The organism is bacterium (genome assembly GCA_035295165.1).
Classification (GTDB): domain Bacteria; phylum Sysuimicrobiota; class Sysuimicrobiia; order Sysuimicrobiales; family Segetimicrobiaceae; genus JAJPIA01.
This window is the reverse complement of record DATGJN010000092.1, coordinates 25,059-40,519: the sequence shown is the minus strand read 5'-3', so window position 1 is coordinate 40,519 and position 15,461 is coordinate 25,059. Positions and strand designations below refer to the sequence as shown.

The 15,461-nt window shown below is 70.2% G+C and carries 15 protein-coding genes; 5 read left to right on the top strand and 10 right to left on the bottom strand.

Annotation, left to right across the window (positions count from 1 at the left end):
• Window positions 1-12: 12 nt before the first annotated feature.
• Entirely contained in the window at window positions 13-594 is a 582-nt protein-coding gene (locus VKZ50_15675) for a YetF domain-containing protein (protein ID HLJ61166.1), read from the bottom strand.
• Window positions 595-892: 298 nt separating this feature from the next.
• On the opposite strand from VKZ50_15675, the gene VKZ50_15670 reads away from it, so the two are divergent.
• The 5 genes from VKZ50_15670 to VKZ50_15650 all read left to right on the top strand — a co-directional run bounded on the left by VKZ50_15670 (window position 893) and on the right by VKZ50_15650 (window position 6,120).
• Window positions 893-1,987 carry an SIS domain-containing protein gene (locus VKZ50_15670; GenBank protein HLJ61165.1) on the top strand — a complete coding sequence of 365 codons (1,095 nt, stop codon included), beginning with the start codon at window positions 893-895 and terminating at the stop codon, window positions 1,985-1,987.
• A 114-nt stretch (window positions 1,988-2,101) separates the two neighbouring features.
• Window positions 2,102-3,322, top strand: coding sequence for a GAF domain-containing sensor histidine kinase (locus VKZ50_15665; GenBank protein HLJ61164.1), 1,221 nt, complete (start codon window positions 2,102-2,104; stop codon window positions 3,320-3,322).
• Window positions 3,319-3,939 carry a response regulator transcription factor gene (locus VKZ50_15660; protein HLJ61163.1) on the top strand — a complete coding sequence of 207 codons (621 nt, stop codon included), beginning with the start codon at window positions 3,319-3,321 and terminating at the stop codon, window positions 3,937-3,939. Before VKZ50_15665 ends, VKZ50_15660 begins: the two co-directional genes overlap by 4 nt.
• Before the next feature lie 343 nt (window positions 3,940-4,282).
• Window positions 4,283-5,038: an SDR family oxidoreductase gene (locus tag VKZ50_15655; GenBank protein ID HLJ61162.1), complete on the top strand. Its 756-nt coding sequence runs from the start codon at window positions 4,283-4,285 to the stop codon at window positions 5,036-5,038.
• Window positions 5,035-6,120 (top strand): S-adenosylmethionine:tRNA ribosyltransferase-isomerase, encoded by a 1,086-nt coding sequence (locus tag VKZ50_15650; protein ID HLJ61161.1) that lies wholly within the window; start codon window positions 5,035-5,037, stop codon window positions 6,118-6,120. The genes VKZ50_15655 and VKZ50_15650 overlap by 4 nt, the downstream gene beginning before the upstream one ends.
• 39 nt (window positions 6,121-6,159) lie before the next feature.
• On the opposite strand, the gene VKZ50_15645 is transcribed toward VKZ50_15650, so the two are convergent.
• The 9 genes from VKZ50_15645 to argJ all read right to left on the bottom strand — a co-directional run bounded on the left by VKZ50_15645 (window position 6,160) and on the right by argJ (window position 15,458).
• On the bottom strand, window positions 6,160-7,452 hold the full coding sequence (locus VKZ50_15645; GenBank protein HLJ61160.1) for a hemolysin family protein: 1,293 nt from the start codon (window positions 7,450-7,452) through the stop codon (window positions 6,160-6,162).
• Window positions 7,453-7,603: 151 nt separating this feature from the next.
• Window positions 7,604-8,065, bottom strand: coding sequence for a diacylglycerol kinase (locus tag VKZ50_15640; protein ID HLJ61159.1), 462 nt, complete (start codon window positions 8,063-8,065; stop codon window positions 7,604-7,606).
• 97 nt (window positions 8,066-8,162) lie between these two features.
• Entirely contained in the window at window positions 8,163-8,618 is a 456-nt protein-coding gene (gene ybeY / locus VKZ50_15635) for an rRNA maturation RNase YbeY (GenBank protein ID HLJ61158.1), read from the bottom strand.
• Between the two features lie 119 nt (window positions 8,619-8,737).
• Window positions 8,738-9,259: an arginine repressor gene (gene argR / locus VKZ50_15630; GenBank protein HLJ61157.1), complete on the bottom strand. Its 522-nt coding sequence runs from the start codon at window positions 9,257-9,259 to the stop codon at window positions 8,738-8,740.
• Between the two features lie 4 nt (window positions 9,260-9,263).
• Window positions 9,264-10,760, bottom strand: coding sequence for an argininosuccinate lyase (argH, locus tag VKZ50_15625; protein HLJ61156.1), 1,497 nt, complete (start codon window positions 10,758-10,760; stop codon window positions 9,264-9,266).
• A gap of 6 nt (window positions 10,761-10,766) precedes the next feature.
• Entirely contained in the window at window positions 10,767-12,047 is a 1,281-nt protein-coding gene (locus VKZ50_15620) for an argininosuccinate synthase (GenBank protein ID HLJ61155.1), read from the bottom strand.
• Window positions 12,048-12,054: 7 nt separating this feature from the next.
• The gene (locus tag VKZ50_15615; GenBank protein HLJ61154.1) at window positions 12,055-13,296 is read right to left on the bottom strand and encodes an acetylornithine transaminase; all 1,242 of its coding nucleotides are present in this window, start codon (window positions 13,294-13,296) and stop codon (window positions 12,055-12,057) included.
• Window positions 13,297-13,381: 85 nt separating this feature from the next.
• The gene (gene argB, locus VKZ50_15610; protein HLJ61153.1) at window positions 13,382-14,260 is read right to left on the bottom strand and encodes an acetylglutamate kinase; all 879 of its coding nucleotides are present in this window, start codon (window positions 14,258-14,260) and stop codon (window positions 13,382-13,384) included.
• Complete coding sequence (gene argJ, locus VKZ50_15605) at window positions 14,241-15,458, bottom strand: bifunctional glutamate N-acetyltransferase/amino-acid acetyltransferase ArgJ (GenBank protein HLJ61152.1); 1,218 nt, start codon at window positions 15,456-15,458, stop codon at window positions 14,241-14,243. Before argJ ends, argB begins: the two co-directional genes overlap by 20 nt.
• Between the last annotated feature and the right edge of the window lie 3 nt (window positions 15,459-15,461).

Below are 15,461 nucleotides of genomic sequence, written 5' to 3'. Positions count from 1 at the left end.
TCCCATCCTCCCTTACGACGGCTGCGCGTCGTGCGGTCGCAGCAGCCGCCGCCACTCATCGAGCTGCACTTGGATGGCGTCGCACTTCCTGTCCACATGACGGATCCGCTCTTCGGCTGTCGTCCGAGGCACCACGCTGATCACGCCCCCTCGCTCCAGCGTTGCTTCGGCCACGTGCCCGAGCGACCCGAAGCCCTGCTTCCGCACGGCCTCCATCAACTCTTCTTCGGTGATGGCCTCCGTCGCGAGATTCTCCGGGACGATCTTGGCGGTCTGGATCAGCGCCGTCGGCGCTCCTTCCAACAGCCGGTCGATCGCGGGCCGGCGGTAGAGGAAACGCGTCACCAGGTAGTTCACGAGAATCAGGGCGCTCACGCCGATCAGGCCACCGACCATCGAGTTGTCGTTGCCGATCGTGGCGTTCTGCACCGTGTGCGCCAGCATCATGAGCATGACGAGGTCGAATGAGTTCAGCTGCGCCAACTGCCGCCGGCCCGCCAGGCGGACCACGACCACGAGGAACAGGTAGACCAGCACCGGCCGGATGACCCTTTCGGCGCGCGAGAGCTCAGGAACGAAGACGCCACACCGCACGACCTCCCGGAGAGCCCTCCCGCCACCGGAGATGCGGGAGGGTCTTCATGACTCGTCGAGAAATTGATCGCCGTCGCGAGTTCCGAGTGGCTTCTAGTTTATCTCATGATGGCCGGTGGTGTCGCAGACTCCTCCGCTGGTCCGTGCCCGCGATCCGCCGCGCGGGCCGGCTTCAGGAGGGGATCCGGGTGACCCAACTCAGTATCCTGCCTTGCCCGGATCCGTTGTGGTCTCCGGATCGGATGACCAGAGGCCGGCAGGTTCACGTACACTTGAGACTGTCGTGGAGGTGCTTGGAATGAGCACGGCGCCCGGCCCGCGCGCGAATCACCCGTACTTCATGTACGACGCGATCCAAGGCCAGCCGGACGCGTTCTCGCGCGTCAGCGATCGGACGGAAGCGGCGACCGAAGCGTTCGTCGAACGGCTCGCCTCGTGTGCGCGCCTCTTTCTCGTGGGCATCGGCACGTCGTACCACGCGGCGCAGATCGGAGAATACCTCGTGGGGGCGTACGGCGGCGGCCTTCCGGTCCGCGCCGTTCACGCGTTCGACTTCGCACTGTACGGTCCCGCGCTCGCGCGTGACGATGCGGTGCTCGGCATCAGCCACCGCGGCACCAAACGTTACACCGCCGCATCGCTCGCGCGCGCCGCTGAGGCGGGATGTTTCACGATGCTCATCACCGGCGAGGACGGACCGACGGGCGCTGCACACGCCGACGTCACGCTGCACACCGTGCCACAGGAACGGTCCTCCGCGCACACGATCAGTTACATCGGGGCCGTCTCGACCCTCGCCACCGTGGCCGACCAGCTCGGTGGTCGTCGCACGGGACGGCGGCCGCTCGGGTCCGCGTTCCTGCGCACCGATGTGCCGGAGGCACTCCGCACCGCCCTCGGGACGGAACCGAGCGTCGCGGTGGAGGCGCGGGCGCGTGTAGGACGGCGGAGGATCTGGCTCGCCGGCGGCGGGCCTGGAGCGGTCACGGCCCAGGAGGCCGCGCTCAAGATCAAGGAGACGTCCTACCTGCAGGCCGAGGGGATGAGCGTCGAGGCGATGCTGCACGGACCGTTCCAGTGCGCCGAGCCCGAGGATCTGTTCGTGCTGATCGCGCCGCAGGGCCCCGCTCAGACGCGCGTTGCGGATCTCGCCGCCGCGGTCGGTGCGATCGGTGCGGGCCTCTTTGTTGTCGGCGACGGCAGCGTCGAACCGCCGCCCGGCGCCGGCGTGTGCACGGTGCCGCGGGTCCCGGAGCCGCTCGCGGCGCTCACGTGCGTCGTCCCGTTGCAACTCTTCGCATACCACCTGGCGATGGCCCGCGGGACGAACCCCGACGGGTTCCGGCTGCAGGATGCGCGCTTTGCGCAGGCCTACGCGCGGGTCACCCTCTAAGTGCGCCACTCGGAGCCGCCACCTGTCCGAATGGCCGGGGACGCAGCCGGCCGGACCGACGGTGCGGCGGGCGGCGCCAGCGGCTACCGTAGAACGAGCGGAGACGTGACGCACGTGACGAGGAAACCGGCGGGTGGGGTCCGCTCGACGTCCGAGACGCGCCGCGCGCCGGCGCGCACGGCGGCGCACGACCGACACACGCGGGAGTTGCGGATCCTGAACGCGATCGCGGAAGCCCTCAACAGCGCGCCGGACGTCCAGCGGGCGCTCGAGCAGACGCTCGCCATGGTCGCCGACTTACTGGACCTGCGCACGGGATGGGTTTGGCTGCGTGACCCCGAGACGGGCCGATTCTACAACGCCGCGGCGCGGAACCTGCCGCCGTACCTTCAAGAACCCGTGCGCATGGCCGGACGCTCGTGCTGGTGCCTGGACGAGTTTCGCGAGGGTCGGCTCACGCCGAAGAACATCGACGTCATGGAGTGCAGTCGCCTCCGACCTGCGGTGCGGCAGCGCGCGACGGACCTGACGCGCGGGCTCGCGTACCATGCGAGCATCCCGCTCTACTTTCGGGACACACCGCTCGGGATCATGAACGTGACGGGACCGTCGTGGCGGGAACTGACCGCCGACGAATTGCGTCTGCTCTCGACCATCGCCTACCAGGTGGCGATCGCGATCGAGCGGGCGAGGCTCGCCGAGGGCAGCGCGCGGCTCGCGCGAGCGGAGGAGCGCACACGGCTCGCCAGAGAGATCCACGACACGCTCGCCCAGGCGCTCACGGCGATCGCGCTCCATCTGGAAACCGCGGTGCGACAGCTCGACCGCAACCCCGAGCGCGCACGACAACGGGTCCAGCGCGCGCTCGACGTCACGCGGGACAGCCTGGAGGAAGCGCGCCGGTCGGTGCTCACGCTGCGCGGCACCGCGCTCGCCGGTCGTCCGCTCCCCGAGGCCCTTACCGCCCTGGCTCGCGCGGTCACCGCCGACACGGGCATCCGTATCCGAGTCGATGCGTCCGGGGCGACACCCCTCCCCGCCGGCGCCGAGTCAGAACTGTTCCGCATCGCGCAGGAGGCGTTGACGAACGTGCGCCGGCACGCCCGGGCCACCGAGGTGACCGTCACGCTCAAGACGCGAGGGCGCCGGGCGCACCTGACCATCCACGACAACGGCCGGGGCTTCGCCGCCGCGCGCGTCGCAGACGGCCGCGTTGGTTTGGTCGGCATGCGAGAACGGGCCGAGTTGCTGCGGGGGACGCTGCGCATCCGAAGCACGCCGGGGCACGGCACGACCGTGGGCGCGTCGATCCCGCTCGAAGGCACGCCGACGTGATCCGCGTCCTCATCGTGGACGACCATCCAGTGGTCCGCGAGGGGCTCGTGGCGATCCTCGAGGATGACGCTGAGATCCAGGTGATCGGCACCGCCGGCTCCGCCGCGGACGCGATCGCCGCGGCCGGCCGGGATCGACCCGACGTCGTGCTCCTCGACCTGGAGCTGCCCGACATGAATGGTGTCGAGGCGATCCCGCGCATCTCGACGGCGGCTCCCAACACACGCGTCATCGTGCTGACGGCATACGATACCGACGAGCGGGTGCTCGGAGCCCTGCGGGCGGGCGCCCGAGGGTACCTCCTGAAGGGCGTCACGGGGGATGAGATCTCGCGGGCGATCCGGGCCGTTCACGAAGGCGGCTCGCACCTCAGCCCGAGAATCGCGGCAAAGGTGTTGACTGAGGTCCGCGCGCCGGAACGCGGCAGGACGCTCACGCCGAGAGAGCGCACGGTGCTCCGCCTCGTCGCCGACGGTCTCTCCAGTAAGCAGATCGCGACCCGCCTCGCCATCACGGAGCGGACGGTCAAGTTCCACGTAGGGTCGATCCTGAACAAGCTGGGCGCGGAAACCCGCGCGCAGGCGGTTGCGGAGGCGGCGCGGCGCGGGCTCCTCTAGTGTCGGCGCATCCACTCCCGGAGTTGCTTCCGCCTCAATCATCCCTCCACGCCGGGAGGACACCGATCCCGCGTTCACGGCGCTGCCTCGAGGGATGTCCCTAGGGGCTTCGGACACCAGCACGAGATCGGGGCTGCGTTGACACGATTCCCCCTCAGCGGCTCCATCGCACGGCGACGCCGGCTCCCCCCCTCGGCGGCTCGCCGTTTCGTCGCCTGTCCTCCCGGACAGGGGCCGCGACCGCTCCTACGACCGGAAGCACGCCCCGCACGACGCACGGTGTGGCGTGAGGGGACGATGGCGCACACTAAGTGACAAGGAACGTCCGGAGGAGGCAACGCTCATGCAGCTTCGCGATTCGGTTGCGCTCATCACAGGCACATCCCGGGGGCTTGGACTCGAAGTGGCCAAGGTGTTCGCGCGCCGGGGGGCGCGACTGGTGCTCACCGCGCGGGACGAGGAGGCCCTCGCGCGGGCCGTTCGCACGATTCGCGCGGAAGCGCGCGACGCGGTCGGACCCGAAGACGTCCTGGCGCTCGCCGGCGACCTCGGCGACCCGGACCACATCGCCGCGCTTGTTCGGGCCGGGCTTGAGCGGTTCGGCCAGGTCGACATCCTCGTCAATAATGCGTCTGCGCTCGGCCCCAGCCCGATGCCGCGCCTCGCGGATCTCGGCCCCGAAGCCCTGTGGGAGGTCCTGCGTGTCAACGTCCTCGCCCCACACGCACTGATCCAGGGCCTTCTGCCGTCGATGCAGGCGCGGCGTTGTGGCCTGATCCTCAACGTGACGTCGGACGCCGCCGTCGAAGCGTATCCGGGGTGGGGCGGGTACGGGGCGAGCAAGGCCGCGCTCGAGCACCTATCCCGCGTCCTCGCCGCCGAACTCGACGGCCTCGGGATCCGCGTTTACGTCGTCGATCCCGGCGACATGAACACGCGCATGCACGAGCAGGCGGAACCCGGCGTCGACCTGTCGCACCTGCCGTCGCCCGCGGCCGTGGCGCCGGCGTTCGTCTCCCTGGTCGAGCGGGAAGCGGCGCCGTTCGGACGGTTCCAAGCGCAGCGCATGGCGGACCCGGCCGGGAGCGTGCTCCGATGACCTGCACGGCGGCGGCCGCGCTCGAGCGGGCGTCTGGGGTCACGAAACCCGCTCCGTCCGAGACCCTGCCGCTGGACGCGGCACCCCTGGAGTTCGCGCTACCGCCGGACCTCGAAGCACACGAACCGCCCGAGGCGCGTGGGCTTCGCCGCGACGGCGTGCGCCTGCTCGTCACGCACCGGGACACCGGAGCGATCGTTCATGCCCGGTTCGCGGATCTGCCGGAGCACCTCGCGCCCGGCGATCTCCTGATCGTCAACGACTCGGCGACGCTCCCGGCGGCGCTGCGGGCGCGGCGGAGCAACGGGACGGCGGCGGCCCTCCACCTCTCCACCCGGCTCCCCGCCGGGCTCTGGATCGTCGAACCGCGTGAGGTCGACCCGGAACCGGGCGAGACGCTCGAACTGCCGGACGGCGCCCGAGCGCGCCTGCTCATCACCTATCCGGGATCCCGGCGCCTCTGGATCGCACGTCTCGATCTGCCCACCCCGCTGCGCCAGTACCTGGGCCGGCACGGACGGCCGATCGCCTACCCGTACGTCCGCGGAACGTGGCCGCTCGACGCGTACCAGACGGTGTACGCGCGCGAGCCAGGCTCGGCGGAGATGCCCTCGGCTGGTCGGGCGTTTACCCCGGCGGTGCTGGCGCGCGCCGCGCGGCGCGGAATTGGGCTGGCGCACATCACGCTGCACGCCGGGGTAGCCAGCCCGGAGCGCCACGAACCGCCGGCCGAGGAGTGGTACCGCGTGCCGTCCGGGACCGCGGCCGCGATCCGGGCCGCTCGGCGTGGGGGCCGGCGTGTCGTCGCGGTCGGCACGACGGTGGTCCGGGCGCTCGAGAGCGCCGCCACCGTCGATCAGGAGGTCATCGCGAGCGAGGGTTGGACCGATCTGGTGGTGACCCCGCAACGCGGGGTGCGCGCCGTGGACGCGTTGCTGACGGGATTCCACGAACCCCGCGCATCACACCTCGCGATGCTCGAGGCGTTCGCCGGGCGCGCTCACTTGGCCGAGGCATATCGCGCCGCCATTGCTGGGGGCTACCTCTGGCACGAGTTCGGCGACCTGCACCTCATCCAATAGCGAACGGCGAAACGGCGGAGGCAGCCAGGGAGGCTCCATCTACGGCGTGGCCGGCTCCTCCTTGGGAACGGATGCCGGCAGCGTGACCCGTACCTTCGTGATGCGCTGCCCGTGCGTCCGTTCGACTCGGAGCTCCGTACCGGCCACGGTCAGCGTCTCGCCCTGCTGCGGCACGCGGCCGAGCGTCTCGTAGATCAGGCCGGCGACGGTGTCCACGTCCACGTGTTCGTCGGGCAACGAGAGCCCGAGCGCCTCGTTCAGCTCGTGAATGTGGGTCCGCCCGTTCACGACGGCTGTCCGCTCGTCGAGCACCTGGATCGGCTTCTCTTCCAAGTCGTACTCGTCTTGAATCTCCCCGACGATCTCCTCGACCAGATCCTCCATCGTCACGAGGCCGGCGGTGCCGCCGTACTCGTCGAGGACGATGGCCATCGAGACCTTGTTGCGCTGCATCTCGCGGAAGAGCTCGTCGACCTTCTTCGTCTCGGGCACGAAGAACGCCGGGCGCCGCACGTCGAGGACGGGCTGGTTGTGCTGTCCCTGGCGAAGGGGCGCGAGCAGATCACGCACGTACACGACGCCCACGATGTGGTCCGCGCTGCCCTCGTACACGGGGAGGCGCGAGTGCCCGCTCTCGATCATGAGGCCGAGCGCCTCGTCGATCGTGGCGGACGCGGGCACGCCGACAAGATCGATCCGGGGGCGCATCACCTCGCGGACAACCGTATCGCCGAACTCGAAGACCGAATGAATCATGTCGCGCTCGCGTTCCTCGATCACGCCCTCCTCCTCGCCGACCTGGACGAGGAAGCGAAGCTGCTCCTCGGTCACCAGCGGGGGGCGCGTCGTGATCGGAGCGCCGAACGGCCGGATCAAGATCGTGGCCACGAGCGACAGGACCCGAATCAGCGGCCGGAACAGCCGGCCGATCGTGTGGATCGGCTCGGCCACCCACAGCGCCATGCGGTCGGCGTGACGGGCCGCGAGGGTCTTGGGGGCGATCTCGGAAACGATCAACACGATCAGGGTCACGCCGACGAACGCGATCCACTCCCCGTGTCGCCCGGCGAGCGAGATCGCGATCGACGTCGCCAACACCGACGCGCCGACGTCGGCGATCGTGTTCCCGACAAGCAGGGTGGTCAAGAGGTCGCCCGGGGCCTCGAGGAGGTGATGCGCCACGCGAGCCCGCCGGTCGCCGCGGTCGCGCATCCGCCGGAGGGTCATGCGGTTGGACGCGAACAGCGCAGTCTCTGACGCACTGAAGAACGCCCCGGACAGAATCAGGAGCGCGAGCACCACCGCCCACAAGGTAAGGTTCGACCCGGCCACGGCGGGATAACCTACCTGTCCCGCGTGGTGCGCGCGCCGCGCGTCGACCGGCTCAAGGGTGCGTTCGCGATCGTCATCACTATACTTATACCACGGACGCCGCCGCGCGGGCGACTCCGCCGAACGCGCCTGTGGGACGCGCGCACGCGACTCATCGACGGACGCGCGCCGCTCCGGCGGCGAGCGCCACCAGGCACGCGGCCGCGGCCAGCAGAGGAAGCCCGCGATCCACGGCCGCGGTCGGCGCGCCGATGCGCGCGCCCAGCACGAACGCGCCCGCGCATACGGCGACCGCGGCCGCGACGAGCACCGCCGCGGCGGCGGCGTCCTTCACGGCGGCCGCCACCGGCCCCGGCTCGGGGTGGACGGCATCCGTCAACCATTCGATCGCTGTGTTCGCGAGCTCCGCCGCAAGCACGAGGCCAACCGCGAGCGCGATCACGGCGAGCTCGACCCCGGTCAACCCGGCCCACGCGCCGGTGACGAGCGCGGCCGCGGCGAGCACGAGGTGGACCCGCATGTGCGGCTGCGTGCGCGCCGCGCCGGTGAGACCCCGGACGGCGCACGCGACCGACGTCAGGAACGACCGCGGGCGGGATGATCGAGCGGACATCTACGAACGGACCGGGCGGCGCGCGTGCGCGGGGCGTCTCGGACGCAGCCGTCCCACGCCGGACCGCGGCGGTGCCCAACGGCAGCGGCGGAATCCGCTACCGCGCGTCCCGGGCCTCCGCGCCGAGGATCTTCTCCAGCAGCATCTTTTGTCTGGACCACATCGCCGACGCGCCCGCCTCGGTCTCGTCTTCGTACCCGAGCAGGTGCAGCAATCCGTGCACCGCGAGCAACGCGACCTCACGGCGCAGCGGATGTCGGAACTGGCGGGCCTGTTCCCGCGCGCGCTCCACCGAGATGACGATGTCGCCGAGCGCCGGCTCCCCGGAGCCGTCGCGGTCCGGTTCCATCGGAAACGCGAGCACGTCGGTGGGTTGGTCGGTGCCACGATACTCCCGGTTCAGCATGCGGATGTATGTGTTGTCGACCAGTGCCACGCTCACGTCTGGTGGGTTTCGGTGGCCTTCAAGGCGCAGCACTTCGCTCACGACATCCCGGATGAAATTCGGCTCAACGGCGATCTTGTTTTGGAGGTTCGTGACCCAGACTTCCATCGGCTGTTCGCCTCGTTCGGGAACGCTACGGCACAGCGTCCGTATCGACGAGAAGTTTTCGTCCCTCGGCGTGCCGACACCTCCCGCGGATGACGCGCCGATCCCGCCGGCAGAAGTTGTTACGGAGCGCGGCCCTCCATCAGATCACGAAGGCGGAGCAGCACACGGTCTCGCATCGCGCGTCGGCGGGGCACAACCAGGATGGTGTCGTCGCCTGCGACCGTGCCGACGACGTCGTCCCACTGCATCTCGTCGATCGCGGCCGCGACCGCGTTCGCGCGCCCGGTGAGCGTGTGGATGACGACCAAAGCCTCGCCGGTCTCGGCGGACAGCACGTATTCGGTCACGGCATGCTGGAGCCGGCGAAGCACGTCCACCGGGGAAGGCTTTTCCGGCGCCACGTAGTGCGAGCGACCGTCCGCCCACGGCACCTTGACGAGCCCCATCCGCTTGATGTCGCGCGACACCGTCGCCTGGGTGACTGCGAGCCCCTGCCGCCTGAGCCGTTCGACCAGTTCCTCCTGCGTTTCCACGGGCTCTTGGCTGAGAATCTCGCGGATCCGGCGCTCGCGGTCCGCGCGGGTCGAATCGCGTCCGGCTGGCGCGGTCGCGCGCACGCGCCGACGCGAACCGGACGTCATCGGATCACCGGCCCCGCCCGGCTCCGGGATCCACGGCGACCGACGCGTCACGTTCGACCGGCACCGCGGGCAGCCCCGCCAGCCACGAGAGGTTCTTGGCGATCACCGTGCGTGCCTCGCCGAGCTGCTCGGCAACGCGCTCGGGCGCGGTGCCGCCCGCGGAGCGCTTGTTCGCGACGGCGCCGGCGGGTGTGGTCAGCTCGGCGCCGTCTTCAAGGAGGGCGCTGAACCGCCGGTATTCGTCCGGCGACAGCTCCCACAGCTCGCGGCCCTGATCCTGCGCGTACAGCACAATGCGGCCCACGAGCTCGTGCGCCTCCCGAAACCGCATGCCCCGGGTCGCGAGCGCGTCGGCGAGCTCCGTTGCGCCCATTAACCCGCCGCGCAGCTGTGCCGCGATCCGATCGGCGTTGAATCGGATGCCGTGCAGCACGAGCCCCATCGCCTGCAGGCTCGCGTGGGCCGTGTCCACCGCGTCAAACACCGCCTCCTTGTCCTCCTGCATGTCGCTGTTGTACGCGAGCGGCAGGCCCCGCAGCATCGCCAGCAACGTCACGAGGTCCCCGACCACGCGCGCCGCTTTGCCGCGCACGAGTTCGGCGGCGTCGGGATTCTTCTTCTGCGGCATGATCGAACTGCCGGTGCTGATGGTGTCCGACAGCTCCACGAACCCGAACTCAGATGTTGCCCACAACACGATCTCGCCAGCCAGCCGCGACAGGTGGGTCATCAGCAGCGTGACGGCGGCGGTAAACTCGACGGCGAAGTCTCGGTCGGCCGTGGCATCGAGGCTGTTCTCGGCGACGCGCGAGAACCCGAGCAGCGACGCCACGAGCGTGCGGTCGATCGGGTACGACGTGCCGGCCAGCGCCGCGGCCCCGAGCGGGAGCACGTCGGTCCGGCCGAACGCGTCTCGCAGCCGCCCCACGTCCCGCTGCAGCATCCACAGGTAGGCAAGGAGGTGATGCGCGAGCAGCACCGGTTGCGCGCGCTGGAGATGCGTGTACCCCGGCATGATCACCGACGGGTGGGCCTCCGCGAGCGCCAACAACACCTGCTGCAGCGCCACGGTGCGGCCGACGAGCTTCACGGTTTCGGCCTTGAGATAGTAGCGCAGGTCGGTCGCGACCTGATCGTTGCGAGACCGGGCGGTGTGCAACCGGCCCGCAGGGTCGCCGATGCGCGCGCGCAGGGTCGCCTCGACAAACGTGTGGATGTCCTCGGCGCCCCCGATCGAGAGCACGCCGGCGTCGATCTCCGAGAGGATCTCACGCAGACCGCGGACGATCGCGTCCGCATCCGCGCGCGGCACGATCCCGCACCGGCCCAGCATCGTCGCGTGGGCGATACTGCCAAGGATGTCCGCCCGGTACATCCGCCGGTCGAACGGCAGCGACGTCGTGAACGCGGCGATCTTCGGGTCGAGGTCGCCCCGAAAGCGGCCGCCCCACAGGCGCGCTGCCGCCGGGTCGTCCGCCCGCGGGCGCTTCGGCTCCGCCACGGCCCCTTACCGGCGAGGCGCGGCGGGCCCGTGCCGGCCCGCGGGCGCTTCGATCGGTAGCGGGGCGCTGTCGCGCGTGAGGTCCGGGTTCACGGCGGCGAACACCTTGGTCGGCAGACCGAACAACCGGATGAAGCCGACGGCGTCCTTCTGGTCGTACCCTTCGCCGCGGCCGAACGTCGCCAGGGCGTTGCTGTACAGGGACGCCGCCGCCTTCCGCCCCACGACGGCACACGCGCCCTTGAACAACTTCACCCGCACCGTCCCGGTCACCGTTTCCTGCGTTACCGCCGCAAACGCGTCGAACGCCCGACGCAGCGGCGAATACCACACGCCGTTGTACACGAGCTCCGCGTAGCGCGGCGCGATCAACCCCTTGTAATGCTGCGTGTCCCGATCGAGCGTGATCGTCTGGAGATGGTGGTGCGCCTCCATCAGCACGGTGCCCCCCGGCGTCTCGTAGACGCCGCGGCTCTTCATCCCGACGAGGCGGTTCTCGACGATGTCGACCCGCCCGACGCCGTGCGCGCCGGCGCGGCGGTTCAGCGTCTCGATGAGCGTCACCGGATCGAGCACCTTCCCGTCAACGGACACCGGGAGGCCCCGCTCGAAGCCGAGCTCGACGTATTCGGGCGTGTCCGGCGCCGCGCTCGGGTCCACGGTCAGCCGAAACATGTCGGCCGGCGGCTCCGCCCATGGATCCTCCAGGATGCCGCTCTCGAAGCTCAGGTGCCAGAGGTTCTGATCCATACTGTACGGCTTTTCGCGCGTCACCGGCACCGGCACGCCGTGGGCTTTTGCGTAGTCGATTTCCTCCTCGCGCGATCCGAGCGTCCACTCGCGCCACGGAGCGATCACGCCGAGGTGCGGGGCGAGCGCCTGGTACGCGAGCTCGAAGCGCACCTGGTCGTTGCCCTTCCCCGTACAGCCGTGCGCGAGCGCGTCACATCCCTCGGCGAGCGCCACCTCAACCTGCACCCGCGCGATCAACGGCCGCGCGAGCGAGGTGCCGAGGAGGTAGCGACCCTCGTAGATCGCATCCGCGCGCAGCGCCGGGTAGATGTAGTCGGTCACGAACAGCCGACGCACATCCACTACGTGCACCGCGTCGGCGCCGCTCTTCCGTGCCTTGTCACGCACCTCGTCGAAGTCGTCCCCCTGGCCGACATCCGCGACGACGGCCACCACCCGACAGCCGCTGTAGCGCTCCTTCAGCCACGGGATGACGACCGACGTGTCGAGCCCCCCGCTGTACGCGAGGGCCACGCTCTTGGGCTTCCCCACCATGCTCACCTCACCGTCCCGCCGGCTTCGCAGCCGGGGCGCCCGCGGCCGTCGCCGTCTGCTCCGCGAGCACGCCGCCGAAGATGCCGACGGCTTCGTCGATGTCCTGCCGGGTCACGATCAATGGCGGCACGAACCGGACCGCCGTCGGGCGCACCGCGTTCACGAGCAGGCCGCGCGCCAGGCACGCCGCGACCACGGGCCCCGACGGCACCCCGAGTTCCGCCGCGACCATGAGCCCACGGCCGCGGACCTCCTTGAGCACGGGCGTCGCCTTGGCCAGGTCGCGCAGCCGGCTCATGAGATAGTCGCCCATCGTCGCCGCGTTCGCCACCAGGTGTTCCTCGTTGATCGTCCGGATGACCGCGGTGGCCGCGGCGCACGCCAGCGGCGCGCCTCCGAACGTGGTCCCGTGCGTCCCGGGCTGCAGGACGTCTGCGAGCGTCTTGCGGGCGACGATCGCCCCGATCGGGAACCCGCCCCCGAGAGCCTTGGCAAGCGTGACGATGTCCGGGGTGACGCCGGCGTGCTGATACGTGAACCACTTCCCGGTGCGCCCGAAGCCGCATTGAATCTCGTCGAACACGAGCACCAGCCTGCGGTCGTCGCACAGGCGGCGCAGCCCGCGCAGGTACTCGTCGCTCCCCACGTGGATACCGCCTTCCCCCTGCACCGGCTCGATCATGATCGCCGCGGTCCGCGCGGTCACCGCCCGCTCGGTGGCGGCGATGTCGTTGAACGGCACCTCGACGAACCCGGGCACCAGCGGCTCGAACCCCTTGTGATAGGCGGGGGTCATCGTCGCGGACAGGGCGCCCATCGTGCGTCCGTGGAACCCGTGGCTGGCGACGATGATCTCGTAGACATCCTCGCCGCGCAGCGTGCGCGCGCCCTTGCGCGCGAGCTTGATCGCCGTTTCGCACGCCTCCGCCCCGCTGTTGCAGAGGAACGCGCGCCCGTCCGGAATACCGGTCACCTCGACGAGCAGGCGCCCCAGCTCGGCCTGCTGCGGAATCTGGAACAGGTTCGAGACGTGGATCAGCGACGCCGCCTGCTGCTGGATCGCCGCGACGTGTTTCGGGTGGCAGTGACCGAGCACGTCCACGGCGATCCCGGCCAGAAAGTCCAGGTACGCCTTGCCCTCCAGATCCCACAGGCGCATGCCGCGACCCTCGCGGAACGCGACCGGCGCCCGCGGATAGTTCGGCGTGAGCACCCGCCCGCTCAGCTCGATCACGTCATTCGTCGTCATCGCCCACCTCCACCCTGGTCTCGATCCGCTGCGCCACCATTTCCACCAGTCACGCGACGGCCCACGCCGCGATGGCCCGAGGCCCTCACGGCATGAGCATCGTGCCGATCCCGCGCTCCGTGAACAGTTCGACGAGCAGGGCGTGCGGGACGGTACCGTCGATGATGTGCGCGCTCGGCACCCCCCCGTGCAACGCGCCGAGACACGCCTCAACCTTGGGGATCATCCCGCGGCTGATCGCACCGTCCCGGATCATCGCCCGGGCGTCCTCGGCGCGCAACTCCGAGATCAGCCGCCGGTCGCCGTGATAGTCCTGGTAGACCCCGGCGACGTCGGTCAGGATGATGAACTTGCTCGCGCCGACGGCGACGGCCAAGGCGCCCGCGGCGGTGTCCGCGTTGAGATTGTAACTCGCCCCGTCCTCGCCGATGCCGAGCGAGGCCACCACGGGAATGTAGCCGTCCCCGCTCAACTTCATCGCCAACTCCGGGTTCACGGTCTCGACCTCTCCCACCTGCCCCAGGTCCAGGTCGCCCCGGTACTTGCGCGCGACCAGCATGCGTCCGTCCTTCCCGCTGATCCCGACCGCCTGCCCACCCGCTTGAATGATGGCGCCGACGAGGGCCTTGTTCGCCCGGCCGCCGAGCACCATCTCGACCACCTCCATCGTCTCCGCGTCGGTCACGCGGAGCCCCTGGACGAACGTCGAGGTCTTGCCCATGCGTTCGAGCACACGCGTGATCTCTGGGCCGCCCCCGTGCACGAGCATCGGGTGTACTCCGGCGCCCTTGAGCAGCACCAGGTCCTCTGCCAGCGTGCTCTCGTGACTCATCTCGAGCACACTGCCGCCGAACTTCACGACCGCGGTCTTGCCGGTCCACGCGCCGACGTACCGCAGCCCTTGGGCGATCACCTCGCCCTGTCCAGCGGCCGCCGCCGTTGCGCTAGGAGATGTATCCGGCATTTTCCTTCACGTACCCCTCCGTCAGATCGCACGTCCAGACCGTCACTTCCCCCTTGCCGAGCCCGAGATCGACGACCACCTGGACGTCCTCCCCCTCCAGGTACCGCACGACCTCGTCGAGCGTCTCGCGGCTGCCCACCGCACCGCCGCGCTCCGCGACCAACACCGGCCCGATGCGCACCGACGTCCGCTCCGGCTGCATCTCCGCGCCGGAATAGCCCACCGCGGCGAGGATCCGTCCCCAGTTGGGCGAGCGGCCGTAGAGCGCCGTCTTCACGAGCGGCGACACCGCGACCGCCATCGCCGCCCGGTGGGCGTCCTCCTCGCTCTCCGCGCCGCGCACCACCACCTCGATCAGCTTGGTGGCGCCCTCGCCATCGCGCGCTACCATCTTCGCCAGCGTGACCGACAGCGCGGTCAGCCCGGCCTGGAAGGCGTCGAGCGCCTCGCCCGGACCGGTGATCTCCGGCACGCCGGCCTCCCCGTTGGCGAGGAGGAGCATCGTGTCGTTCGTGCTCCGGTCGCCGTCGATCGTGATGCGATGATACGATAGGTCGGCGGCGCGCCGCAGCGCGGCCTGCAGCACCGCGGGCGCCACCGCGGCATCGGTGGTCAGCACCGCGAGCGTCGTCGCCATCTGTGGATGGATCATGCCGGCGCCCTTGGTCATGCCGCCGATCGTGACGATCTGGCCCCCCACCTCGATCTGCACCGCGGCCGTCTTCGGCACGGTATCGGTCGTCATAATCGCCTCGGCCGCCGCGGCGCCGTCGGGGCCCAGGGCCCGCGCCGCTTCAGGAATCCCCCGGCGCAGCGCGTCCATCGGCATCGGGTGCCCGATCACCCCGGTGCTGCAGACGTATACGAGATCTTCGGAGATTTCCAGGCTCTCGGCCACGAGTTGCCCCATCTCGCGGGCGTCTCGCATCCCCTGCTCCCCGGTGCAGGCGTTGGCGTTGCCGGCGTTCAGCACCACGGCCTGTCCGCGCCCCGAACGTATGCGCTCCATGTCGAGGAGCACGGGCGCCGCCTTCACCTTGTTCGTGGTGAACACACCCGCCGCAGCCGCCGGGCCTCGTGAGAATACCAACGCGACATCCTTCTTCTGCGGCTTCACGCCGCAGTGGACGCCCGCAGCCAGGAATCCCTGTGCCGAGGTGACCCCTCCCTGGATCAACCTCGTGACCCGCTCGCTCATCCC